This is a genomic window from Micromonospora sp. NPDC049282, from assembly GCF_043197045.1.
Taxonomy (GTDB): Bacteria; Actinomycetota; Actinomycetes; order Mycobacteriales; family Micromonosporaceae; genus Micromonospora.
In genome coordinates, this window is record NZ_JBICSL010000023.1 from 25,680 (window position 1) to 49,689 (window position 24,010).

At 68.4% G+C, this 24,010-nt stretch carries 21 protein-coding genes, 1 tRNA gene and 2 pseudogenes; 16 read left to right on the forward strand and 8 right to left on the reverse strand.

Translation table 11 applies throughout. From position 1 onward, the window contains the following. Positions 1 to 3: 3 nt before the first annotated feature. From scpB to ACGFI2_RS27355, 5 genes are all read left to right on the forward strand, one after another. Positions 4 to 918 (forward strand): SMC-Scp complex subunit ScpB, encoded by a 915-nt coding sequence (scpB, locus tag ACGFI2_RS27335; protein ID WP_393522094.1) that lies wholly within the window; start codon positions 4 to 6, stop codon positions 916 to 918. Continuing rightward, positions 905 to 1,675, forward strand: coding sequence for a pseudouridine synthase (locus tag ACGFI2_RS27340; protein ID WP_393522096.1), 771 nt, complete (start codon positions 905 to 907; stop codon positions 1,673 to 1,675). The genes scpB and ACGFI2_RS27340 overlap by 14 nt, the downstream gene beginning before the upstream one ends. A 122-nt stretch (positions 1,676 to 1,797) precedes the next feature. Next, positions 1,798 to 2,520, forward strand: coding sequence for a hypothetical protein (locus ACGFI2_RS27345; RefSeq protein ID WP_393522098.1), 723 nt, complete (start codon positions 1,798 to 1,800; stop codon positions 2,518 to 2,520). A 2-nt stretch (positions 2,521 to 2,522) separates the two neighbouring features. After that, positions 2,523 to 3,563 (forward strand): Gfo/Idh/MocA family protein, encoded by a 1,041-nt coding sequence (locus ACGFI2_RS27350; RefSeq protein WP_393522100.1) that lies wholly within the window; start codon positions 2,523 to 2,525, stop codon positions 3,561 to 3,563. Continuing rightward, positions 3,544 to 5,283, forward strand: coding sequence for a DegT/DnrJ/EryC1/StrS family aminotransferase (locus tag ACGFI2_RS27355; RefSeq protein ID WP_393522102.1), 1,740 nt, complete (start codon positions 3,544 to 3,546; stop codon positions 5,281 to 5,283). The genes ACGFI2_RS27350 and ACGFI2_RS27355 overlap by 20 nt, the downstream gene beginning before the upstream one ends. On the opposite strand, the gene ACGFI2_RS27360 is transcribed toward ACGFI2_RS27355, so the two are convergent. Next, a complete protein-coding gene (locus ACGFI2_RS27360; RefSeq protein ID WP_393522104.1) occupies positions 5,213 to 5,965 on the reverse strand; it encodes a hypothetical protein in 753 nt (250 codons plus the stop codon). The genes ACGFI2_RS27355 and ACGFI2_RS27360 overlap by 71 nt on opposite strands. An 83-nt stretch (positions 5,966 to 6,048) precedes the next feature. Continuing rightward, positions 6,049 to 6,612, reverse strand: coding sequence for an AAA family ATPase (locus tag ACGFI2_RS27365; RefSeq protein ID WP_393522106.1), 564 nt, complete (start codon positions 6,610 to 6,612; stop codon positions 6,049 to 6,051). Positions 6,613 to 6,861: 249 nt separating this feature from the next. On the opposite strand from ACGFI2_RS27365, the gene der reads away from it, so the two are divergent. Further along, positions 6,862 to 8,265 (forward strand): ribosome biogenesis GTPase Der, encoded by a 1,404-nt coding sequence (gene der, locus ACGFI2_RS27370; RefSeq protein ID WP_393522108.1) that lies wholly within the window; start codon positions 6,862 to 6,864, stop codon positions 8,263 to 8,265. A gap of 166 nt (positions 8,266 to 8,431) precedes the next feature. Then, positions 8,432 to 8,508 (forward strand) — tRNA-Pro (locus ACGFI2_RS27375). A 111-nt stretch (positions 8,509 to 8,619) separates the two neighbouring features. Here ACGFI2_RS27375 and ACGFI2_RS27380 read toward each other — a convergent pair. Beyond that, positions 8,620 to 9,240 (reverse strand): annotated as a pseudogene (locus tag ACGFI2_RS27380) (site-specific integrase); the annotation flags it as partial. A gap of 26 nt (positions 9,241 to 9,266) precedes the next feature. Here ACGFI2_RS27380 and ACGFI2_RS27385 point away from each other — a divergent pair. After that, positions 9,267 to 9,503, forward strand: a complete 237-nt coding sequence (locus ACGFI2_RS27385; RefSeq protein WP_393522110.1) for an integrase core domain-containing protein — start codon at positions 9,267 to 9,269, stop codon at positions 9,501 to 9,503. A gap of 31 nt (positions 9,504 to 9,534) precedes the next feature. On the opposite strand, the pseudogene ACGFI2_RS27390 reads toward ACGFI2_RS27385, so the two are convergent. Further along, positions 9,535 to 10,288 (reverse strand): annotated as a pseudogene (locus tag ACGFI2_RS27390) (transposase family protein); the annotation flags it as partial. Between the two features lie 481 nt (positions 10,289 to 10,769). Between ACGFI2_RS27390 and gdhA the strand changes: the two are divergent. Continuing rightward, positions 10,770 to 12,140, forward strand: coding sequence for an NADP-specific glutamate dehydrogenase (gene gdhA, locus ACGFI2_RS27395; protein ID WP_393522112.1), 1,371 nt, complete (start codon positions 10,770 to 10,772; stop codon positions 12,138 to 12,140). A 52-nt stretch (positions 12,141 to 12,192) separates the two neighbouring features. Here gdhA and ACGFI2_RS27400 read toward each other — a convergent pair whose 3' ends face one another. Continuing rightward, positions 12,193 to 12,909, reverse strand: a complete 717-nt coding sequence (locus ACGFI2_RS27400) for an ISAs1 family transposase (protein WP_393522114.1) — start codon at positions 12,907 to 12,909, stop codon at positions 12,193 to 12,195. Beyond that, positions 12,906 to 13,361 carry a transposase family protein gene (locus ACGFI2_RS27405; protein WP_393522116.1) on the reverse strand — a complete coding sequence of 152 codons (456 nt, stop codon included), beginning with the start codon at positions 13,359 to 13,361 and terminating at the stop codon, positions 12,906 to 12,908. Before ACGFI2_RS27405 ends, ACGFI2_RS27400 begins: the two co-directional genes overlap by 4 nt. A gap of 142 nt (positions 13,362 to 13,503) precedes the next feature. Here ACGFI2_RS27405 and ACGFI2_RS27410 point away from each other — a divergent pair, with 142 nt between their 5' ends. The 4 genes from ACGFI2_RS27410 to ACGFI2_RS27425 all read left to right on the forward strand — a co-directional run bounded on the left by ACGFI2_RS27410 (position 13,504) and on the right by ACGFI2_RS27425 (position 17,153). Next, entirely contained in the window at positions 13,504 to 14,505 is a 1,002-nt protein-coding gene (locus ACGFI2_RS27410; protein ID WP_393522118.1) for a S8 family serine peptidase, read from the forward strand. Positions 14,506 to 14,952: 447 nt separating this feature from the next. Further along, positions 14,953 to 15,525: a hypothetical protein gene (locus ACGFI2_RS27415; RefSeq protein WP_393522120.1), complete on the forward strand. Its 573-nt coding sequence runs from the start codon at positions 14,953 to 14,955 to the stop codon at positions 15,523 to 15,525. 9 nt (positions 15,526 to 15,534) lie between these two features. Continuing rightward, positions 15,535 to 15,840, forward strand: coding sequence for a hypothetical protein (locus tag ACGFI2_RS27420; protein WP_393522122.1), 306 nt, complete (start codon positions 15,535 to 15,537; stop codon positions 15,838 to 15,840). After that, positions 15,837 to 17,153: a hypothetical protein gene (locus tag ACGFI2_RS27425; RefSeq protein ID WP_393522124.1), complete on the forward strand. Its 1,317-nt coding sequence runs from the start codon at positions 15,837 to 15,839 to the stop codon at positions 17,151 to 17,153. The genes ACGFI2_RS27420 and ACGFI2_RS27425 overlap by 4 nt, the downstream gene beginning before the upstream one ends. Positions 17,154 to 18,042: 889 nt before the next feature. Here the strand turns inward: ACGFI2_RS27425 and npdG are convergent. Both npdG and ACGFI2_RS27435 read right to left on the reverse strand, forming a co-directional pair. Further along, positions 18,043 to 18,717, reverse strand: a complete 675-nt coding sequence (gene npdG / locus ACGFI2_RS27430; protein WP_393522125.1) for an NADPH-dependent F420 reductase — start codon at positions 18,715 to 18,717, stop codon at positions 18,043 to 18,045. Between the two features lie 179 nt (positions 18,718 to 18,896). Further along, entirely contained in the window at positions 18,897 to 20,117 is a 1,221-nt protein-coding gene (locus tag ACGFI2_RS27435) for a M20 family metallopeptidase (protein WP_393522127.1), read from the reverse strand. Between the two features lie 337 nt (positions 20,118 to 20,454). On the opposite strand from ACGFI2_RS27435, the gene ACGFI2_RS27440 reads away from it, so the two are divergent. The 3 genes from ACGFI2_RS27440 (at position 20,455) to ACGFI2_RS27450 (ending at position 23,976) form a co-directional block, all read left to right on the forward strand. Continuing rightward, positions 20,455 to 21,480, forward strand: a complete 1,026-nt coding sequence (locus ACGFI2_RS27440; protein ID WP_393522129.1) for an ABC transporter permease — start codon at positions 20,455 to 20,457, stop codon at positions 21,478 to 21,480. Further along, on the forward strand, positions 21,477 to 22,355 hold the full coding sequence (locus tag ACGFI2_RS27445; protein ID WP_393522131.1) for an ABC transporter permease: 879 nt from the start codon (positions 21,477 to 21,479) through the stop codon (positions 22,353 to 22,355). Before ACGFI2_RS27440 ends, ACGFI2_RS27445 begins: the two co-directional genes overlap by 4 nt. A 70-nt stretch (positions 22,356 to 22,425) precedes the next feature. Beyond that, a complete protein-coding gene (locus ACGFI2_RS27450) occupies positions 22,426 to 23,976 on the forward strand; it encodes an ABC transporter substrate-binding protein (protein WP_393522133.1) in 1,551 nt (516 codons plus the stop codon). Positions 23,977 to 24,010: the final 34 nt, after the last annotated feature.

Consider the following 24,010-nt stretch of genomic DNA (forward strand, 5'->3'; position numbering starts at 1 on the left):
CTGATGAGCGACGAGGAGCGCCGCGACTCGCTGGCCGACCAGGCCGCCGCCTGGATCCCACCGTGGGAGCGCCCGGCCCCGCCGGACCCCACCCCCACCGAGGAGGACCCGCCCCCGGCCGGCGAGGCCTCGCTCCCCGCCGACCGGCCCGAGCCCGAGATCTCGGACACCGTGCAAGATCTCGACCCCTCCGCAGATCCTGGAAGCAACCGGCCCCCAGAGGGGCCAATTCCTTCCAAGATCGCGTCTGTGGACGGCGGCAGCGAAAACCACGCCGGGGGGTCGGGCGGTGGGGAGGGGGGTGCTTCCGGCGTACCCCTGAAGCGGGGTCGGCGGCGGGCGGCGCCGGAATCGGCGCCCGCGCCGGTGCTGGACGACGCCGAGCTGCGCGGCGCCCTGGAAGCCATCCTGCTGGTGGTGGACCAGCCGGTCAGCGAGCTGGTCCTGGCCGAGGTGCTGGAGCAGGCCCCGCAACGGGTGGGGGCGATGCTCGACGAGATCGCCGCCGGCTACACCGCGGCCGGGCACGGTTTCGAGCTGCGCCGGGCCGCAGGTGGCTGGCGTCTCTACACCCGGCCGGAATACGCCACCTACGTCGAGCGGTTCGTACTGGACGGGCAGTCGGTCCGGCTGACCCAGGCCGCGCTGGAGACCCTCGCCGTGGTCGCCTACCGCCAACCGGTGACCCGGTCGCGCATCTCGGCCATCCGGGGTGTCAACTGCGACGGGGTGCTCCGTACCCTGGTGGGTCGCGGCCTGGTCGAGGAGTGCGGCACCGAAGCGGACAGCGGTGCCTACCTCTACCGGACCACCACCATGTTCCTGGAGAAGCTGGGGCTGAACTCGGTGGACGACCTGCCGCCCCTGGCCCCGTTCCTTCCCGACGACGTAGAAGAGCTTGCCGATGCGACGCGATGACCGTGCCCCGAAGCCCGACGCCCCCGTGTACGAGGGCGCCGAGCGCCTGCAGAAGGTGCTCGCCGCCGCGGGGGTGGGTTCCCGGCGCGCCTGCGAAGACCTGATCTTCCGGCGCCGGGTCACCGTGAACGGGCGGGTGGCGCAGCTCGGCGACAAGGCCGACCCGGCCCGCGACGTGATCGTCGTCGACGGGGAGCGGCTGCAGGCCGACGTCCGCCTGGTCTACGTGGCGATGAACAAGCCGCGCGGCGTGGTCACCACCATGGCTGACGAGAAGGGCCGCACCGAGCTCGCCGACTTCATCGGCGCGCGGCTGGAGCAGCGGGTCTACCACGTCGGGCGGCTGGACGCCGACAGCGAGGGCCTGCTCCTGCTCACCAACGACGGCACCCTCGCCCACAAGCTCATGCACCCGTCGTACGAGGTACTCAAGACCTACCTCGCCGAGGTGGCCGGGCCGATCCCGCGCAACCTGAGCAAGCGGCTGACCGCCGGCGTCGAGCTGGAGGACGGACCGGTGCGGGTCGACGGGTTCAAGGTGGTCGACACGCTGGGCAAAATCGCCCAGGTGGAACTGACCCTGCACGAGGGGCGCAAGCACATCGTCCGGCGCCTGATGGCCGAGGTGGGACACCCGGTGTCCCGGCTGATCCGTACCTCGATCGGTCCGATCAAGCTTGGCGACCTGCGTACCGGGCGGCTGCGGCGGCTGACCAACGCGGAGGTCGCCGCCCTGTTCAAGGCCGTGGGCGACTGAGCGTCGCCGTTCGGTTCGTCCTTTGCGGCTGTTGGTTTGCCGTGGTTCCGCACTCGGCAGAGGCCAGATAGAGTTTCGCGGATGCGAGCGATGAGACTGGCGCAACGGTGAGAATCCGCCGGATGTTCGGCGCGTTCCGCCGGGGGCAGCACGTCGAGCTGGCCGTGGTGTTGCTGGTGAGCCTGGGTGCCGTGTTGGCCTCACTCTTCGGCTGGGCGGACCAGAAGCTGATCACCGCCCTGACGGTGACCGGCATTGGCGCGCTGGGCCTCGCGCTGTTGGGGCTGCGCTTCGAGCTCACCGACATGATCGTCGATCTGCGGACGGCGGCGGCCGGGGCGCGCTTCCAACAGGAGTCCCCCTACGAACTGCCCGCGCTCCTCGCGGGCAGTTCGGTCGTCGTGCTCGCCGGGGTGGACCTGGCCCGGACCTTCAGCAACTACGGGCCCCACCTGACCGCCTTCGTCGAGGCTGGCAAGGAACTGCGTGTCATGTTGTACGACCCGGACGGACTCGCGGTCGACTACGCGGTCATGCGGTCCCGGCGGCCCTTTCCGCGGGAGCGGCAGCGCGGGCTGATCAACGACGGGGCGGCGGATTTCCGTCAGCTCATGGCCATTCCGCAGGCCCGGGCGGCCGTTCGGTTCTCACCCGCGCCGTTCCCCTTCGGAGTGGTGGCGGCCGACTACCGCACCGACAACGGCCTGATCTGCCTCAAGTACTACACATATCGACTGGAGAACTACGACCGACCCTGGCTGCGGGTCACCGCGGCCGACGGCCGGTGGTACCGGCAGTTCGCCGACGAGCTCGACGCGTTGTGGAACGACGCCCGACCCGCGTAAGCGTGCGCCGCCGAGCGGCCGCGCAGCCGGCCGCCGACGCGAGCCGGAGCCGAAGCTGCCTGCTGGTCGGTCTCGGTGACCGGTCACAGCGGGTCCTGCTGCCCGCATTGGCTCGGTGCGGCATCCGCGTGGTGGACGTGGTCGACACCTCGACCCGTCGACTGGAAGCGTTCCGGACGGCCCAGGCGGCCGGCCTGGTCGCCCCGGAGGCCCGTCTCTTGGCCCACCTGCCAGCGGAGGCCCAACGGTACGGGTTCGCCCTGGTCGCCGTGCCGCACGGCGCGCACGAGGCGACCACCCGCCATCTCACCCGGCTCGGCTGCCCGGTGCTGAAGGAGAAGCCGTACGCCCGCGACCTGGCGCACGCCCGGCGCCTGTACCGGGACGCGGGCGAGCTGCTGCACCCCCTGGTCGACCGGCCGTTCATGCCGGTCTTCCGGTTGCTCACCCGCCTGCTGCCCCGGCTCGGTCCCGTCGTCCGCTACCGGGCCCGATACTGGCGGCCCTCCGCTCCGTATCGGCACACCTGGCGCAACGACCCGGAGATGGCCGGCGACGGCGTGATCGCCGACATGGGCTACCACTGCCTCGATCTGGTCCTCCGGATGTTCGGCGAGCCTACCCTACTTATGGTCAGCGACACCGCGCGCCGCGAGGGCTACCTGGTGGACGAACAGGTCCGGCTACGTTGCGTGCATCGCGACGGCAGCCGCGGCACGATGGAGATCTCCCGGCTGGCCGACGTGGCGGACGAGCGGTACATCTTCGTCGGCAACGGCGCGGTGATCCGGGCCGGGTTGTCGTACCTGCAGATGCGGCTGGCCGGCGGGGCCAGCCGGAGCTGGCGCTTCCCCCACGACCCGGTCTCGGCGGCCGCCCACACCATCGGCGGCGCGGTGGCCGACCTGGCCTCTCACCACCGGGCCAGGTGGGAGAACCGTCAAGGACTGCGGGTGATGGCGGCGATCGCCGACGCCGACCGCACGAAGGCGGCCAGGCAGCTGGTCAGAGAGGACGAACCTGGTGTCTCCCGAAACGCCTGAGGCGGCGCCCAGCGCACACGGGCCGGAGGCCTGGCCGCCGATCGACGAACAGGTACGGGCGGCGGTGCTGCGCCAGCTTGACCAGTCGGTCTCCATCTACGACCGGTCCGGCGTCATCAAGGACTTCGAGGAACGGTTCAGAAGCCTGCCGGGCTCCCGTTACGCCCTGCTCACCTCGTCCGGAACGGCGGCGCTCCACAGCGCGTACTACGCCCTGGGAATCGGTCCCGGCGACGAGGTGCTCTGTCCCGCGTACACCTTCTTCGCCACCGCGCTGCCGCTGTTCCAGCTCGGGGCCGTGCCGGTGCTGGTCGACTCGACCGTCGCCGGTCTCCTGGACCTGGACCTCGCGGAACGGCTCCTTGCCCCGCGGACCCGGGCGATGGTCATCACCCACATGTGGGGCTACCCCCAGCCGGTCCGGTTGTACCGAGAGTTCTGTGACCTGCACGGGATCGCGCTGGTCGAGGACTGCTCGCACGCACACGGCGCGTCGGCGGCCGGACAACCCGTCGGTGGTCTGGCCGACGTGGCGGCCTGGAGTCTGCAGGGCAACAAGACGGTCTCCGCCGGTGAGGGCGGGGTGCTCTGCACCGACGAACAGGAGATCTACGTCCGGGCCAACCTGCTGGGGCACTTCAACCGTCGGTCGATCAACGAGATACCCCGGGACCACCCACTGCACCGGTACGCCGACACCGGCCTGGGTCTGAAGTACCGCGCCCATCCGTTGGGCGTCGCCATGGCCGCGGTCTACCTCGACCGGCTGCCGCGCTGGCTGGCCGCCAGACAGCGCCACGTCGAGCAGTTCCTGGAGGCGCTCGGGTCGGTGGATGCCATCTCGCCGCTGCTGCCGCCGTCGCCCGAGGTCCGGTGCTCCTACTACGCGCTGCCGCTCGTGGTGCACCGACCGCCGGACGACGTGCGGCGGTTGCTCGCGCACGTACGCGAAGCCGGCTACCCGGAACTGACCGACGCCGGCACTTTCGGAAGCCTCTCCAACTGGCACCTCTTCCAGCACCCCAGGTCCCCGGTCACCGACCAGCCAGGTGTCAGCCTGCGTCGACCGGTGCCCGTGGCGGAGCACCTCCAGTCGGCGGTGGTGCGGGTTCCGGTGCCCGTGGGAGAGGACCCCGGCACGGCGGAGCGGTTCCGGTCCCTGGGCGTCTGCCTGGCGGACACCCTGGCTGAGCTCGACATGGTCGACACCGTGCCAGCCCGGCATCCCGTGGCCGTCTCCGTCTCGGCCGCCGTGGCCGGAGCCGCCGCCGACCGGGTCGAGCGTCTCGTGGTCGGCGCCGTGATCCCGCGGGCGGCGGGCGGCGGCACCGAGGTGCTGCTGGCGAAGCGGCGTCCCGACGACTTCATGGGTGGCTTCGAAGAGATCGTCGGCGGCGAGGTGGAGCCGGGAGAGGGCCTGCTCGACGCCCTGTGCCGGGAAATCCTCGAGGAGACCGGCCTGCGGGTCCGCGCCATCTCGGAGACCTTCGCCATCTTCGACTACGTCGACTCCGGCGGCCGGTCGGCCCGGCAATTCAACTTCACTGTCGACGTCGACCCGGCCGCCGTCCCCGTGCTCAGCCCCGAGCACGTGAGCCTCCGTTGGGTGGGGCGGGACGCGGCGGCAGCGTCGCAGTGCAGCAGCGACGTCAAGCAGGTGCTCCACCGGTGGTTCGCCTACCACGAGGTGGGATTGGCGGCACCCCGCCTGGTCCTCTGACGTCACTCACCGGCCGGTCGAGGGCCGCCAGAACGATCTCCAACACCGCGTCCACGACCTCGTCCGCCGGCCGCGACGAATCCACGAAAACGAAGCCAGCACGCCGCTGCGGATTACTCAGCAACTGCTGGTACGCCCGTTCCCGCCGCCGCAGCACGGGTAGGTCCTCGGGGTCGTAGTCGGCGCGATCCCGCAACCGGCGGACCCGTACCGCCTCCGGCGCGTGCAGCCAGATCCGGACATCCGCCGGGTCGGGAAGGGTACGCACGACACCATCGATCATGTCGCAGGCCAAGCTGTCGTCCAGCCCGTACTCGTCGGCCAGCGCCACGTGCTGGCACGCCACCACGCTCTCATGCCATCGATCCTTCAGCACCACCGTGTGGGCCCGGGCCGCCGCCGGCAGGGAGTACTCCAACGCGTACGCCAGGTCGGCCACGACCGAGAACACCTGCGTCCAGGCCGAGGGAACGTTAACCGGGTCGCGCAGGAAGCGATCGGCGGAGAGTCGGGTCATCAGGTAACCGCCGAGCGGGGAGGCAGTGAACTCCGGCAGCACCGTGGCGGACACCGACCGGGCCGCCAGGATCGCGGCACAACCGTTCACCACCGTGGTCTTGCCGGCACCCTCAAGGCCTTCGACCGCTACCACTAGCGCGGGACGCCGGGAGTCGCGCGTCACCGGAGTCCCGTTTCCACCCGACCATCACATCACGAGGCCGGAGCCACCGCGAGAGGAGAGACCACCGATGTCGACGGCGACGGTCAGCGGGACATCCGCACGTCGGTGAGGCCGACCCGGTCCAGGCGCTCGGCGAGGACGTCGATGTTGTCGTCGTTGACGACGTGCCAGTCCGCCAGCACGATCGGGGTGGCCTTGTCCAGGGTGCTGATCTCCCGGAGGTCACGCGAGGTGATCTCCTCTGGCGTCAGCGGCCGGTGGGCACGCTTACCCAGCCGCTCCTCGCGCATCTCCCGCGGGGCGTGCACGGCGAGGGTGCGCAGGGTGTCCGGGAAGCGCTCGGACAGGTACTCGTACTCGGCATAGCTGTACAGGCCATCAATGACGACCAGACGCTGCTCGGTCAGCTGCTTGCCGATCTCGTCGGCGGCGAGCTGGGCGACCGCGCTCATACCGTGCAAGCGGCGAACTTCCTCCCGAACGGTCCGCTCGGTCTGTTCGTTGACAGGGAGACCACGGCGGCGCACCTCGCCCACGATTACGCCGCCGAAGTACACCACGGGGGCACCGGTCGCCTTCTGTACCATTGCGACGACCGTCGACTTTCCGGTGCCCGCCAACCCGACTACCGCCAGAATCCCGTTCATTGCCATCCGTCCGGTCTCCCACCCGGTCGGCGGGAAGAGTGAGTAGAGGTCAACCGTGGAAAGCCTACGTCGCCTCGACGACGTGAGCTTGGCAGGGACCTCCGGCGTTCGCGAATGCGGACAGTAGCATTGGCGGTTCAAGTGCACCGGCACGGCGGCGAGGACGTGGTCGTGCTTCTCCGCTCCGGAGCGCGCGCGGCGACGTCCTGCCGTCCGCTCCGTGAACTGCTGATCCAACCTGGGAGTGGCATGACCGACAGTGACGGATGGGTCGAACTGCGCGAGCCCGACATCGACTCCGAGGATCTGTCCGGTCCGCAGCCCGTGGTGGCCGTGGTGGGCCGCCCCAACGTGGGCAAGTCCACACTGGTCAACCGCATCATCGGCCGCCGCCAGGCGGTCGTCGAGGACGTTCCAGGCGTGACCCGGGACCGGGTGCCCTACGACGCGCAGTGGAACGGCCGGGAGTTCACCGTGGTGGACACCGGCGGCTGGGAGCCCGACGCCAAGGACCGGGCCGCGGCCATCGCCGCACAGGCCGAGACGGCCGTCGTCACCGCCGACGTGGTGGTGTTCGTGGTGGACGCCATGGTCGGTTCGACAGACGTGGACGAGGCCGCGGTGAAGATGCTGCGCCGCAGCGCCAAGCCGGTGATCCTGGTGGCCAACAAGGCCGACAACACCACCATCGAGATGGAGGCGACCTCGCTGTGGTCGCTCGGTCTCGGTGAGCCGTTCCCGGTGTCCGCGCTGCACGGCCGCGGCTCCGGCGACCTGCTCGACGCCATCATGGCCGCTATGCCCGAGGCGCCGAAGATCGTGGAGAACCGACCGCGCGGCCCGCGCCGGGTGGCCCTGGTCGGCCGGCCCAACGTCGGCAAGTCCAGCCTGCTCAACCGGTTCTCCGGTGAGGAGCGGGCGGTGGTCGACTCGGTCGCCGGCACCACCGTCGACCCGGTGGACAGCCTGGTCGAGATCGGCGGCGAGACCTGGCAGCTGGTGGACACCGCCGGCCTGCGCAAGCGGGTCGGCAAGGCCAGCGGCACGGAATACTACGCCAGCCTGCGTACCGCCGCGGCGATCGAGGCGGCCGAGGTGGCGGTGGTGCTGCTGGACGCCGGCGAGGTGATCAGCGAGCAGGACCAGCGGATCCTCACCATGGTGGTGGAGGCCGGCCGGGCCCTGGTCATCGCGTTCAACAAGTGGGACCTGGTGGACGCCGACCGCCGCTACTACCTGGACAAGGAGATCGACCGGGAGCTGCGGCGGATTCCGTGGGCGATCCGGCTGAACCTGTCCGCGCAGACCGGCCGGGCCGTCGACAAGCTCGCCCCGGCGCTGCGCAAGGCGCTCGCGAGCTGGGAGACCCGGATCCCCACCGCGCAGCTCAACCAGTGGCTGACCGCGCTGGTCCAGGCCACCCCGCACCCGGTACGCGGCGGGCGCGCCCCGCGCATCCTGTTCGCCACCCAGGCCGGGGTGGCGCCGCCGCGGTTCGTGCTGTTCACCACCGGCCCGCTGGACGCCGGTTACCAGCGGTTCGTGGAGCGCAAGCTGCGCGAGGAGTTCGGCTTCGAGGGCAGCCCGATCGACATCTCGGTCCGGCCGCGCAAGAAGCTGGGCCCGGGCGGTCGCGGCAAGGCCCACGGCTGAGCAGTCGCACGGTAGCCGCCGGGACCCCACCCGGCGGCTACTTTCCTAGGACGCTCTAGGGGGAGTGACCTCGGTGCGGGGCGACGCGGCAGGGGCCTGTGCGTACGGTGCGAAGATCCTGCGCTAAGCTGTACCGGCTGCCGCGGGGGAGACCGCGCGGGGGCATCGGGACGTGGCGCAGTTTGGTAGCGCACTTGACTGGGGGTCAAGGGGTCGTCGGTTCGAATCCGGCCGTCCCGACCAAAGAAAAAGCCCTGACCAGCGGAAATGCTGGTCAGAGCTTTGACTTTCATCTATGGAGATTTGAACCGCCCCCGAAAACCCCCCGTTTACGTGGTGCGGCAACCAAGTTCGTCATCGATGTGCATCATTCTCTCCTGATGATGATCCTTGGCTGCTCGGGTGGCTGCCGAGCCGTTCGAGGATGCCGGACACGTCCGGGGCTTGTACCGGCTTGGCGATGTAGTAGGTGTCCGTGACCTCCTCGCTGGAGTGCCCGAGCTGCGCCGCCGCGCTCTTGGTGTCGGTCTCCTCCTTGATCAGGGTGGCGACGGTCTTTCGGAAGGTGTGCGGGGTGACCCAGTCGAGGTCGGCTTCGGCGCGGGCCTGGCGCCACTGACGGCGAACGTTGTTGGGTGAGAGCCAGGTGCCTCGTCGAGAGGCGAAGATCGCGTCGTGCGGGTTGTCCGCGGCGCTGAGCTTGCGGGCCATCAGCATGCCGACCGCGAACCGGGGGAGGACGACCCTCCGGTAGCCGGCGTCGCTCTTGGTCCAGGGCTGTCGGAAGAAGCCTTGCCCCTTGATGAAGACCAGCGTGCCGCAGATCGTCAGGGTCGGTCGTTCGGCGGCGAGGTCCAGGTCCTCCCAGCGGAGGGCGAGGATCTCGCCGATACGGGCGCCGGTGGCGAGCATGAGGTCGACGACGTCGGCCAGGTCGCCGCTGTGCCGAGGCCCGGGCTTGCCAGGGATGGGCCTGTAACCGATGGAACGTACGCCAGTCGATGGGCCGGGTCGGGTCGTGCTTCGACAACGCCGTCGCCGAGGCCACCTTCTCCACCATCAAGGTCGAGTACGTGCACCGCCGCCACTTCCGCACCCGTACCGAGGCCCGCGTGAAGATCGCCACCTGGATCACCGACTTCTACAACCGGCGCCGCCGGCACTCCGTCTGCGCCTGGCGCTCACCCATCGACTACGAACGATCAGAGACCCGCGCCCTGAAGGCCCAGGCCGCATAACGGAGCCCTCCACGAATCCAGGGGATTGACAGTGCAGAACGAGGATGGCCTGCACGATCGGGGTCGCTCGTCGTGGACAGCAGCGCAGCTTGTTGAGGATCTTCCAGGTCTTGAGGGTGGCGATGGCGCGTTCGCCGCGGGCGCGGATCTTCGCGTGGGTCCGGTTGACGGCTTTCTGCCGGCGTGACAGCTTCGGCCGGAATCGCGTCGCTTGAATGGGGTGCGCACGCTGCCGCGGGCTCCTTGGTAGCCCATGTCAGCGACGGTCATCGCGTCTGCGCTGGTCAGCACGTCGATGATGCCGTGGGTTCGGGCGGCGGTCAGGTCATGGACCGAACCGGGCAGGCCGGGTGAGGCCCAGACGAGCCGGCCAGCGGCATCTGCGATGACCTGCACGTTCACGCCGTGGTGCTTGTGTTTCCCGGAGTAGTACGGCCGCTGGTCGGCGACCCGGTCGATCGGGATCAGGGTGCCGTCGAGGATCGCGTACGCCAGTCGGCGGAATCTGTTGCATGGCGGTGGTCAGGTCGTCGGCTGCCGAGCTGAGCAGGGCTATTGCTTCCTGCACGTAGCGCCAGGCGGTGGCGACGCTGATCTCGAAGCCGGTCGCGAGTCGGGTGTAGGTGTCGCCGTTGCGCAAGTGGGCGAGAGCGAGCAGCGCCTGGCCGGCCGGGGTCGAGGCGCCGCCACCGGGATCGGCGCTGCTTGCGGTGGCCGCGGATGCGGTCGGCGAGGTGGTTCAGGGTGCGGCTGGACAACGGAATCGTGGCGGGGTAGGACAGCATGGCGAGGCTCCCGGTCGGGGCTTCGAGTCTTGGTCGACAGCTGTCCTACCTGGAGCCTCGCACCCGTCGATCATCGGGCCCACCGCACCCGCTTTGAGCTGCAAGATCAGCTTGGAAAAGGCTCACTCATCCCCGCCGCCGTCGCCGCAGGGAGCGCCAGGACGACCGCTGCCGCATGATCCCGGCCTGGCGGCGACCGGTTTTCCGACACCCGACCAGCAGCTCCAGCGGGCTACGGCACACCCGTCACCTCGCCAACCGGCACCGCGATAACGGACCAGCAGCTGAGAATGTCACACTGAACGACGACGAAGCGCCGGCAAGGACAAGGTCCGTGAGAAGACCTCGTCCTGCCGGAGCTTCTCGCTCAACACGCCGTAGCAGCCGTACCACAACAGGTCCTTCAACAGCAACGTTGCTCTTGAAGAGGCCGTGGTATGGGGTGACTTGTGGGCGTCTAGCGTGCCGCCGCAAACCGGCCATGTTTGCACACCGAGGAGTATTCGTGTCGGTACAGGACAAGCTTGAGTCGATCTTCACTTCGGTGGTGCGGCGCAACCCTGGCGAGGGCGAATTCCACCAAGCGGTGCGGGAGGTGCTCGACAACGTGACGCCGGTCCTGGAGAGGCATCCCGAGTACGCCGAAGCGAAGATCATTGAGCGGATCTGCGAGCCGGAGCGGCAGATCATCTTCCGGGTGCCATGGGAGGACGATCGCGGTGAGGTCCGCATCAACCGCGGCTTCCGGGTGGAGTTCAACAGCGCCCTGGGCCCGTACAAGGGAGGTCTTCGCTTCCACCCGTCGGTCTATCTGGGGATCGTGAAGTTCCTCGGTTTCGAACAAGTGTTCAAGAACGCGTTGACTGGCATGCCGATCGGCGGCGGCAAGGGGGGTGCGGACTTCGACCCCAAGGGCCGCTCCGATCGGGAGGTGATGCGGTTCTGCCAATCGTTCATGACCGAGCTATACCGGCACATCGGCGAGTACACGGACGTGCCAGCCGGCGACATCGGAGTCGGTGGCCGAGAGATCGGTTACCTGTTCGGGCAGTACAAGCGGATCACCAACCGGTACGAGTCCGGGGTGCTGACCGGCAAAGGCCTCAGTTACGGCGGTGCCCAGGTGCGCCGGGAGGCTACCGGCTACGGTGCGGTGTTCTTCGCCGAGGAGATGCTACGCGCCGATGGCGGCGACAGCCTCGACGGAAAGCGGGTGGTGGTCTCCGGCTCGGGCAACGTGGCGATCTACGCGATCGAAAAGGTGCATCAGCTCGGTGGCACCGTGGTGGCATGTTCGGACTCCTCTGGGTATGTCCACGACGAAAAGGGAATCAACGTCGAGGTGCTTAAGCAGGTCAAGGAGGTTCGCCGGGCACGGATCGACGAATACGTCGAGGCCCATCCGCACGCCACGTTCGTCGCCGGTCGCCCGATCTGGCAGGTGCCCTGCCAGGTGGCGATCCCCTGCGCGACGCAGAACGAACTCACGGCCGCCGACGCGCTCAGCCTGATTGCGGGTGGCTGCACCACCGTGGTGGAGGGGGCTAACATGCCCACCAGGCCGGAGGCGGTGCGGGGTTTCGCCGAGGCCGGGGTGCGGTTCGCGCCCGGTAAGGCGGCCAACGCCGGCGGAGTCGCGGCAAGCGCGCTGGAAATGCAGCAAAACGCCAGCCGCGACTCGTGGACCTTCGACCATTCTGAGCAGCGGCTGCGGGAAGTCATGCGGACCATCCACGCCCGCTGCTACGCCACCGCCGACGAGTACGGCATGCCGGGCAACTACGTCGCTGGAGCCAACATCGACGGTTTCCGGCTCGTCGCCGAGGCGATGCTCGCCCACGGCCTCATCTGAGTGAGCGTCCGGGAACTTTGGTCACCAGTTGCCCAGGGCCCCGGCAAAGTCGTTAGGTGATGCCGAGCAGTGCCAGCGGGCGGGTGCTGTCGCGGGCGTGATGCCGGTTGGCGGCGGCGATGTTGGTGACTCCGGTCAGGCGTAGGGCGCCGATCGCGGCGTTGCGCAGAGCGGCCATGACTTCGGGTCCGTTGGCGGTGTGGATCTGGCTGCGGTCTTCGTCGTAGGTGACGTCGCGGACCCAGTGGACCTTGTTCTCGATGGACCAGTGGCCGCGGGTCCACGCCGCCAGTTGTGCCGGTTTGGCTTGGTGGACGCGGAGGTTGGTGATGGCGTAGACGGTTTCGGTGGTGAAGCGTTTCGGCTGGTCCAGGCGGCGTCTGCGGCGGCGGATCTGGATGGCTTGGGCGGCGTACGGGAAGTCGATGCCGGTGGAGATCGTCAGGATCTTGCAGCTGCGGATCTCGCGGCGGCCGTGTCCGCGGTCGGTGTCGCAGGTGGCGTCCGGGACGGCCCGCCAGGGCAGTGCGGTGAGCTGGGCGTGCAGGTGGGGCTGGTTGCCTTTGACGGTGAGGATCCAGTGGGCGCCGCGTTGCGCGAGGTAGGTGACGTGCTCGCGTTGGCAGTGCAGGGCGTCGGCGGTGATCACCGTATCGCGGAGGTCGCTGATCTGTTCGAGCAGAGGCTGGAACCGGGTGATCTCGTTGGTCTTGCCGTCCACGTCGATGCTGGCCAGGACCACGCCGGTGCTCTGGTCGCAGGCGGTCATCGTGTGCCGGGCAGGGGTGTCGGTGGTGCGAGAGCCGCGCAGGGCCTTGCCGTCGAGGCGATCGCCCGCCCGGCCGTCGAGGTGGTGGCGGTGGCCCGGCCGGCGAGCCAGACACTGATCGCCGCGGTCAGTAGTTGTGGGTCCATGGCCTGCAACAGTCGACGGATCATCGCCTCCGATGGGCGTCGGTCGGCAGTCATGCCCAAGGCGAGAGCCGTTGTAGCCGGCGCGTCGGCGACCCATTCGGCGATCGCGGCGTACGAGCGGTAGCCGGCGACCACCGCACACACCGCTGCGGTGACCACGACCGTCAGCCGGTGCCGGACACCTCGCCTGGCTCGTGGATCAGGCAGACCGGCGAGCGCTTCGGGCAGCCCACCGGCGGTTTCGACAACGGTCAGAGCCGGTGCGCAGGACAAGGACGAGATCAGCGATGATGGCAGCGCGGGCATGACTCACTTCGGCGATCAGCATGGCGTAGGAACCTTGATGATCTTCCGAACAGGTCATGCCCGTCTTGCTGCCACCAACAGCGGCGCTTCTACTCCAAGCCTCACAAGTCAGACACCGTCACGACTTTGCCGAGGCCCTGGGGTGCTTCCCGGTGGCCGCAGCTACGGCGCGTTCGGCGACGGCCGCGCCGACGAGGACGGTCATGGCACCCACATGGCCGGCATCATCGCGGCGACGAACGCCGCCGCCGACGGCGTGGACGGGATCGCACCGGGCGCCAGGATCCTCCCCATCAAGATCAAGAAAGGGAAGGGTAAGGCCAGCAGCCAAGCGGTGGCCCAGGGCATCCGGATGGCGGTCGATGGGGGCGCCAAGGTGGTCGACGTGTCCGTCGGAAGTCCGGCTGCGGCCTCGCCGGGGGAGAAGCAGGCGATCACGTACGCCCTCGCGAAGGACGTCGTCGTGGTCGTCGCTGCCGGCAACATCGCCAAGGGGGAGCGGGCCGTCATCTCGCCGGCGAACATTCCCGGCGTGATCGCGGTGACCGGCACGACCCGTGGCGGCGCATTCTGGTCCGGTTCGGTGCAGGGTCCCGAGGCCGTGGTGTCAGCTCCCGGCGATGGCATCTTCAACATCGGCCCGGACCACGGCTACGGCTGGGGTGACGGCACCTCGGACTCCGCCGCCATCGTCTCCGGCGTCGCCGCGCTGATCCGGTCGAAGTATCCGAACCTGGACGCGACGAACGTCATCAACAGGATCATCCGGACCGCCCGCGACGCCGGATCGAAGGGCCGCGATCCGCAGTACGGCTTCGGTCTCGTCGACCCGGTGGCCGTGTTGACCGCTGATGTGCCGACGATCTCCGAGAATCCCCTGCTCGGCCCGGCGGCCCCGGCCACCGGTGCTCCCCAGGCAGCCGAGGACGACAACTTCGATGTCACGAGGTACGGCGACCAGGGTGGCCCGAGCGACAGGCAGGTCGCCGTGATCGCTGGTGGGGCCGGCCTGGTGGTTCTGATCCTGCTGGCGCTTGTGGTCTTCCTGGTCTGGAACCGCCGACGGCACAGGGCAGAGGAAGCTGTCCGGCACGATCTGCTCGATGAGGTTCCCTCCGCGGGATCCTCACGCCAGCCGCATTGATTCATCATCCTGAGGCGGGGTTGATGCGGGCGCTGGCGATCCGATCTGCTGCGATCACTCAGGGCGGCGAGGCGGTGACGCGCATTGATAGGGTCGCCGCCATGATGGCGTTGCGACGGGAGGACGCGTCCATCGGGCACGACCTGAGCGCTGCGGTTCACCCGCCTGCCCGGAGAGGACCAGTGCGATGACTCCCGGGTCGCGAGGACCATCCGTTCCCGAGGCCGCCGGACACCGCCATGACGTGGATGTCTGTTCGCCCGACCGGTCCGTCCGCATCGCTGCATCCAGTCGGGGTGACATCGCGGTTGAGGTCGACGGGCTGCACCGGCACACGGACGACTCGCTGGCCCGGCAGGTCCGAGCCGCGGCCAGGGTCGCTCTGGCCGCATTGCAGCGGCCGGCACACGACGTGGATGCTCCGGTGCCTGAGCAGCGGTCTCAGCGGTGAGTCGTGCGATGAGTAGGAAAGTCCTGGCCCTTGCGGCTGCGGCCGTTGTCGTCGTGGTCCTCGGCCTGCTCGGCCTGTGGCGGTGGGGCCCGCTCGGTCACGACGAAGTCGTTCCGTCGTGCGGGGATGTGGCTGACGCCCTCCCGGAGGTGATGGCGGGGTCGTGGACCCTGACACGTGCGGAGCCGAAGCGCGAGGTCGACCGGTCCCGGGTGCGCTGCGAGTTCGACTTCACCTCCGCTGACCAGGCCTACCGGGGCAGGATCCTGCTGAGCCTGATCGAGAGCGACGACGAGGCGTTCCTCCGCAGAACGGCCACGACGGGCCCGTGCGAGGGTGAGGCGGTCCCGAACTCGAGCGCGCCCCGGTACGAGGTGGCCCGCTCCTGCGCGCGGAGGATCAACGACAAGATCTTCGCGAGTGTGCTCCTGGCCTCCGATCGGCGCTACGCCTACATCCTCGCCGACTTCAGCAGTCCCGGTCGTCCGATCGAGCAGGTCATCGCGTACGCGAACCTCAGCGCGCAGCACATCACCGACCAGGCAATGACGCTCGACGCCACCGACTAGGAGCCCGCCGTGGGCAAGCTGGAGCGCTACTTCGACGACGTGGCCCGGATCCAGGCCGAAGGTGTCTCCACCAACGGCTGGGTGACCGTCGTCCGCGGCCACGACGGTGACCTCAAGGTCGACATTCGGCCCGGCATGCTGCGCCGGTGCGGTCCGGACGAGGTGGCGTCGGAGATCCGTACGGCCCTGCTGGCGGCGGTGGCTGATCACCGGCGGCGGTATCGGCAGTTGCGCGTCGACTACTTCGGCTCGCCCATCGGGGTGGAGTTGTTCACGCCGGTCGAGTCACCGCACGGGGAGAGAAGCGGATCATGACCACGGACACGTCGGCCCTGCGGGTCGAGTCGCGGGCGCTGGTGGCGTTCGGCAAGGAGCGCTACGAGGACGCCGTCACCTACAGCGCCATGCGCCGCTACCTCGGCGACATCGGCGCCGTACCGGTCGCGGCCTGGGGCACCCTGGAAGGAATCTCCGAGAAGCTGAACCGGGACTGGGCGACCGCGTTGGGGAGCCGGTTGTCCGAGGCGACGATCGCCCGCAACGAGATGGAACGCATCGCCGACGGGTTGATGCAGATCGCCGCCGACTACGAGGGCACCGACCTCGACGTCGCCACCGACTTCGACGTGTTCAATCAGGATCTGGGCCCTTACCTGCCGCTCGGCGAGGGGTACGGCGACAGCGTGCGGGTGCGCCCGGGCGGCGCCGGCATCGTCTCCCGGCCTCACGACCGCAGGCTGCCCGACGACCAGCCGGTGGTGGTGATCCCGGAGGGCAACGACCGTCTCGGCGCCACCCGCAGCGAGCGGCTTCCGCGTACGCGCGAGGTGGAGGAGCCGATCACGATCGGGAGCAGCGACGGCAACAACCTGGGCTTCACCGGTGGCCGGACCACGTACTACGAGAACGGTGAGGGCGACCGCCTCGACACGTTCATCCACGAGCACCGGGACACGCTTCTGCAGTTGGAGGCGATCCTGATCGAGCTCGGCACCGGCGACCGCCTTCCGCTGACCGATCTGATGGTCCACGCGTGGCGTTCTGCGCCGAAGGTGATCTGGAACCGGGCCGACCTGCTGCACTCGGCCGCCGGCACCTACGCCGAGCTGCGCGCCGAGATGGACGCGGAGCTGAAGAACCTCAAGCTCTACTGGGACGGCAGCGCCGCGCAGGCCTTCGGACAGTACGCCGACCGCGCCGTTGCCTACCTGACGCAGCTGGAGACGCAGACGCGGTGGTTGGCTGAGGAAGGCAAGAAGGCCGCCAGCATGTTGGAGGGCCTGCGCAACGCGTACGCGAGCCTGGGCTACCAGCACATCGGGACGCTCATCGACGTCCTGAAGGGCTACATCGAGGCCGTCAACGGGCTCTTCTCGTCGTGCTCCAACCCGGAGGCGGCGGTGCAGAAGGTGGTGCAGGAGTTCGTCACGTTCCTGCTGGTCGCCGAGCGCCAGTACGTCGAGGCCATGGCCGACCTGATCAAGATCGACGAGCAGGAACGCAAGGAACGCCCCGACCTCGGCACCCGCAGCCACAACACGACACCGTTCCCGCAGGCCGGGGTGGGCGGCACCGCCTGGCTGAACGGTAGCGGGTGGACCCCCAAGGCAGACCGGCCGGCGACTTGACCGCTCAGGTCCGTGCCGGAAGCTCTGCGGCGCGCTGTGGCGCCGGAACCCTACTCTGGCTCGCTGCAGAAGCGCCGAAGGTCACGGACTGGTTGCAGGCGTGGGGAAGTATCGCCGGCGTCGTGATGTCTACGGTCGCGGTCTTGTTCACTGCCCTGCTGTTCCGCCAGGAGGTTTGCGTACGGCGCGAGGAGAAGTTGGAGCAGGAGGCTTCGCAGGCCCGGTTGGTTGCGGTGGGCGAGGGTGGGCCGCGACGCCCCCACCAGGCATGCCGACCAGCTACCTGAGTGGTTGATGTCCCGACATGCTCAACGGTCCGCAGCCCGCGCCCCGGCTCAAATTCGAAATGGCGACGCATGCGGCCGCCGTGCGGGTGCGGGCTCGCCGCCAGTTCCTCGCCGCCGCGTTCGCGCTGGCGTGCTCGGCTGGTAGAGGCCGATCCAGGCCATCGCATCGTCCAGCTCCTGCAGGCAGCGGTAGGTGTCGGTGAGGGTAGCCGGGGAGGCGTGGCGGCGGCCGTCGGCGTAGACGGCGCTGTCCACCATCCTGCTCCCGGTCGGCTCTGGTCGCTCGGCACCCGGCTCATGCTCGTCCAGGCGGCGTCCGAACCCTCCCGACTCCGCCGGCCACCTGCTGTCGCTCATCACCCTCCCGCAGGTCGTCCACCGCCCCGGCGCGGTGGTCCGCCTCCGATTCCCGTGGCCGCGCGGGTGAAACGCGACGCCGCAGGGCAGGCACCCGAAAACGTCGGAGTACGCGAGCCGGGAGGTCGCATCACCCACGGGATTTAGGGAGCAGGGCCTCGGATGACAGCCGGGACTCCGCCTGGGCCAGGTGGTGTGACTGTCAGCCGAGCGGGATGGCCCCGTGCAGGCGGAGTCCAGGTTGGCTATCGGTTCGGAACCCCGGTCAAGCCGGAGATTGCGATTCCCGACCGCACCTTGTAGCGCTTGTTGATCGAGATGAGGACCGCGGTCAACGGCTCCAGGTGACGCGCAAGACGAAGCGGGCCCGCATCGATCCCGGGCTTTCCGGTGACCGTGGCGGCTAGCTCGAGGACTTTGGCTTTCGCGGTGGCGTCGTCGCCGCAGACCAGAACATCCTCGTGGTCGAGCAGGTCAGCCCCGCTGATCAGGCTCACCGCGGACAGGTGGTGAAACGCCCCGACTACGTGTGCTTCGGGCGCCAGAGCCTGCGCCTTTTCGGCAGCCGAACTCGGGCCAAGATCCAAACCGTAGGGGCCGGCCTTGTCGAAGCCGAGCGGGTTCACGCAGTTCACGACGACCTTCCCGGCGAGATGGTCGCCCAACTCGGCAAGAAGTGCATCATGGCCGTCGTAGGGAACCGCAACGACGACGAGGTCGGCGATCTCGGCTGCCTTCACGTTGTCGGCACCGTCGAGAGACCCGCTCCCTGAGATCCGTAGCCGGAGCGCCTCGGCAGCCGCCGCGGCACGCTCTTTGGACCGGGAGCCGAGTACCACCCGGTGCCCAGCCTTCGCGAAGCGGTAGCCGAGCCCCTTTCCCTGCGGTCCCGTGCCTCCGATGATCGCGATCGTATCCATAGCTGACCTCCTCCTACACACTGTGAGTGAGCGGTAGCCGTGCGGTAGCTCGCCACCGCCGATGGCATCGCCTTCGTGGCGCTCCTGGTGGCCTTCGGCGCTGTTCGACGTTTCTCAACTCCGGGGCAGCGCGACCAGTCGACGGACGCAGCCGTACGCCGACCGGTGTCACGCGCCGATCAGACCCTGACGCCTTCGGTGAACTCCGCCTTCATCCCGTCGACCAGGCCGGGTGCGCGGAACAGGGCGCTCGCGGTCATCGCGAGCATCATCGCTCCGTCCAGCACCGCCTTGTCGCCGTGTTCGCCGCCGACGAGCTCCGTGGCCTGCCGGCTGTGCATGGTCAGCCCGGGCACGATCTCGATGTTGGGGTGGATCGATGGCACGACCTGGCTGACGTTGCCCATGTCCGTGGAGCCGGGGAAGACCTCCTCGCGGTGCGGCTCCGTGACGCGTCCGATCCGCCGGTAGGCATCGTCGACGATCTGTTCGAGCACCGGGTTCGGCGCGATGGAGAGGTACGGCGGATCGATGTGCTTGATGTCCGCTTGCGCACCGGTGGCCAGCGCTGCCCCCCGCACACAGTTCTCCACCCGCGGTCGCAGGCTCTCGAGTAGAAACCTCGGGTCTTCCGAACGAACCGAGATTACGACGACTGCGCGCTCCGGGATGATGTTGTGCGCTTGGCCGCCGTCGGTGATGATCGCGTGGATGCGGACGTCAGGGGTCACCTGCTGGCGGAGCAGCGCGATCGCGTTCAGCGTGAGCACCGCGGCGTCCAGGGCGTTCACGCCCTGGTGAGGACTCACGGCCGCGTGGGCGGCCTTGCCGGTGAACCGCACCTCCATGCTCGCCCGGCTGAGCGTCCGCATGGCGGAGAGGTTCTCTCCCGAGGGATGCAGCATCATCGCCGCATCCACACCGTCCAACACGCCGGCGTTGATGATCGGTACCTTCCCGCCGCCTCCTTCCTCCGCGGGGCTGCCGACCACCAGAAGCGTGCCGCCAAGCTCTTCAGTGACGAGCAACTCTTTGGTGAGCAGAGCCGCGCCGAGCCCTGCGGACGCGATCACGTTGTGCCCGCAGCCGTGTCCGATCTCCGGGAGCGCGTCATACTCACAGAACACCGCGACGCGTGGGCCGGGCCGGCCCGTGTCGAAGGTGCCGAGGAAGGCAGTCTCGAGACCTGCGAGCGGCTTCTGGACACGGAACCCGTGCTCCTTGAGGGCGGAGGCGAGAAGCTCGCTGGAACGCACCTCTTCGAAGCCGACCTCCGGATGCGCGTGAATGTCGTGACTGACGCCGAGCAGGAGCTCCGTGAGCTTCTCCAGCCGATCGCGGAGCAGCTGTTCGTCCTGGGGTGAGATGCCGAGAAGTTCATGGGCGCTGGTCTGGGACATGGCTCTCCTCTGCGGACAACAGCTGACGGCGCATCAGCCGCATCGTTCGCCGAGCCATGGTGAGGGGCACAGCAACGCGGTCCGTTGACCGAGACGGCCGTTGCCGGTTCACTCGGCCGCCGCGCGAGCCCTTGCCGGCGGAGAACCTGGAGTCCGGTCCTCAGGTACCGGGTGTTTTGGCAGCCGGCGCCGTCCGAGCCGAACTTGACGGGGCGGGAGTACCGCACCCGGATCCGGTGCTTCTGCTGCGCCCGCACCAGGTTCGCTGAACGGAACACCGTCGTAGCGCTGCACTGTGAGCATCACAACACTGAGGGCCCCCGTCGGAAGGATGACCGTGGGTGAGGTTCGAGTCGGCACCGCTGCCGTCAAACCATTCAGGGACTCTTGGGGCCGGACGCTGCGGGTACCGCCGCTGATCTTGATGATCCTGGGGCGCGTGTTGCGTGGCGCGGTGGTTCTCTGGCTGCTGTCTATCCTCGCCTTCGCACTGGTCCAGGCGCTGCCGGGCTCGCCGGTCGATGTCCTCGCGGGTCCCTACTCCGACGCCGATGCCAGGGCGCGCCTGTCGGAACAGCTGGGCCTCGACAAGCCGATGGTCGTCCAGTACTTCGCCTGGCTCGGACAGGTGCTCCAGGGCAACTTCGGCACCTCGATGTTCTCGGGGCTGCCGGTGAGCGAGATGATCGCCGATCGGCTGACGGGCACGGTTGAGCTCGCAGCCGCCGCCACGCTGATATCCGTGTTGTGGGGGGTCCCGTTGGGCGCGCTCGCCGCGCTCAACCGCGGCGGAGTCATCGACCGGCTCGCCCGGGCCGGCACGTTCCTCGGACTCGCCACGCCGGTCTTCGTCCTCGGCGTAGTGCTCGTGCTTGCCGCTTCCACCTGGGCGCCGAGCTGGCCTACCTTGCAGTACGTCGCGTTCGCCGAGAATCCGAGCGGCAACCTGAAGTCGCTGCTGTTGCCCGCCCTGGCTCTCGGACTTCCGCTTGGATCGACGATCTGCCGTTACATGCGGACCTCGATGCTCGAGGTCTACGAGCAGGACTTCATCCGAACCGCCCTGGCGGCCGGATCGACCCGCTTCGGCGCAACCGTTCGGCACGGCATGCGCAACGCGTCAGCGCCTGTCGTCACCATCGCCGGTCTGCAGATGGCTGGACTGATCGGCGAAGCAGTCCTGGTCGAGAACGTTTTCGCCATCCCGGGCATCGGTCAGCTGACCGTGAATTCCCTCCAACAGCAGGACTACGCGGTCGCCCAAGCCTGCCTGCTGCTGCTGGGTGCCGTGTACGTCGTGATGAACCTCGCCGTCGACCTGACCTATCCGCTCCTCGATCCCAAGGTGGGTGCCAAGCGATGACCGCCCTTGCCGACGTGTCCACCACGGCACCCGTGACACAGCCAACGAAGGGCAAAGGCCGACGCGCGGCGCTTCTGCGCGGCCGAGTCGAGATCGTGGCGGGGATCGCACTGCTGCTGACGCTGTTCGCCCTGTCGTTCGGGGTCGGAGTGCTACGTCCGTTCACGCCCACCGAGGTGGCCGGCATTCCATTCCAGCCGCCGAACGGTACTCACTGGTTGGGCACCGACGACATCGGACGTGACTATTTCGTCCGCCTCTGCGTCGCTGGCCGAACGTCCTTGTCCATCGCCCTGGCCAGCGCCCTGCTCGCCATGGCAGTGGGCTCGGCGATCGGACTGATCGCCGGCCTGCGCGGAGGCTGGCTCGACACGATCCTGATGTCGGCGGTCGACCTGTTGCTCTCCTTTCCCTCGATGCTTCTGGCGCTGGGCGTGGTAGCAGTCCTGTCCCCGAGCAAGACCACCCTGATCGCGGTGCTCGCGCTCGTCACCGTTCCGCACTTCGCCCGGGTGGTGCGTGGGCGATGTCTCGAGCTGCGCGAACGTGAGTTCGTCCAATCCGCCCGCGTGTCCGGTGTCGCCGAGCCGAAGATCGCGCTCAAGCACCTGCTGCCGAACGTTGCCCCACTGATGACAATCCAGCTCGCCAACACCGCAGCGATCGTCATCCTCCTCGAATCGTCCCTCAGCTACCTCGGGCTCGGAGTGCAGCCGCCGACGCCGAGCTGGGGCCGAATGGTGTTCGAGTCGCAGAGCTACATGACTGGATCTCCATGGCTGGTCCTCGGCGGCGCCGCAGCGCTCGTGCTCTCCTCCGTCGGTTGGGGCCTGATCGGAGAGGGCTTCGCCGTTTCACGCAAGTCGATCGTCTGAAAACGCACGTCCAACCTCCATTGCCGGAGATCCGTGAAAGGTAACCGACGTCATGACATCCAGAACAAGAATGCGACTCGTCGGGGTCGCCGTCACCGCGACCGCCAGCCTGCTCCTGACAGCATGCGGAGGAGGATCCGGCGAGGGCGCAGCAGGTTCCGCGTCGAAGCTGAAGAAGGGCGACACCTTCGTGATCGCCGACGAGACCCAGCCGCTCAGCGGGCTCGACCCCATCATGGCGCAGGCGCACGACGCCAAGCGCATGGTCGCCCAGTTCTACGAGGGTCTCCTTCAGTTGGCTCCCGACGGCAAGACCGTCGAGCCGGCCCTCGCGGAGCAGTGGAAGCGTACGTCCCCGACGGAGTACGAGTTCACGCTCCGTAAGGGCGTGAAGTTCCACGACGGCAGCGAGCTCACCGCCGAGGACGTTCAGTTCAGCCTCAAGCGGATCGTCGATCCGAAGCAGAACTCCCCGTACAAATCCTTGTACCGCATCGCCGATGTCGAGGTGAAGGGCGACAGCCAGGTCGTCGTCAAGCTCACCCAGCCGCAGACCTCCCTTCCCCGCCTCCTCGCCCAGCCCTGGAGCGGAGGCATCGTCAACAAGAAGTGGGTCACCGCCAAGTCGGTGGACGAGCTGAAGACCCAGGAGAACGGCACTGGGCCCTACAAGCTCGACGAGTTCAAGGAGGGCTCGACGATCACGACCTCGGCGTACCCCGACTACTGGGACGGTGCACCGGAAATCGCCAAGGTGCAGTACCGCGTCATGCCGGACGAGTCGACCCGGGTTCAGGCCCTCCAGTCCGGCGCGATCCAGATGACCCAGGTGCGGTTGCCGCGCAACACCCAGCAGCTCGACAAGGCCGGATTCACCGTCGGAGACACCTACCGGGTGGGTGCGTACTGGCTGGCGATGAACGTGAAGGAAGGGCCGCTGTCGGATGAGCGCATCCGTCAGGCGGTGAACCTCGGAGTCGATCGCAAGCAGTTGATCGAAATCGGCTCGCAGGGCGCGGGTGTCGCATCCGGCGTGATCCCTCCTGGTGACCCGTTCGGCGCCGACGTCGGCGCCGACATGCCCAACTATCAGTACGACCCGGAGAAGGCGAAGCAGCTTCTCGCCGACGCCGGCGCAAAGAACGTGACGATCACCCTGGCGATCCGTGCGGAGTCACCGGAAAAGCTCGCGACGGCACAGCTGGTCAAGGAGCAGCTGGCGAAGATCGGTGTGACCGTCGAGATCCGCCAGGTCGAGTGGAGCCGCCTGGTGAGCGCGATCACCTCAGGCAAGTGGAACGCCGATCTGGTCCAGCTGACAGCTGCGCTCAACGCAGACCCGAGCCAATACCTCGACCTGTGGTTCGCCAAGGGCGGCGCAGCCACCAAGATCAACGACGACAAGCTGTGGCAGATGATGGCTGCCGCGGTCGAGGATGCGCAGACCGACGAAGCGCGCACCGCCGCCTACCGGGAGATCAACCGGTACATCGCCGAGAAGGCCTACATCCTCATTCCGTACGCGTCGGTTCAGGTCTGGGAGGCGTGGGCGCCCGGCGTGAAGTTCAGCGCCGAGCCGTCCAACACCCGGTTGTTGCTCAAGGACGCGACGCTCCGATGACCCGGCCAGCCCTACCTCGTGGAGGCAGACCCAC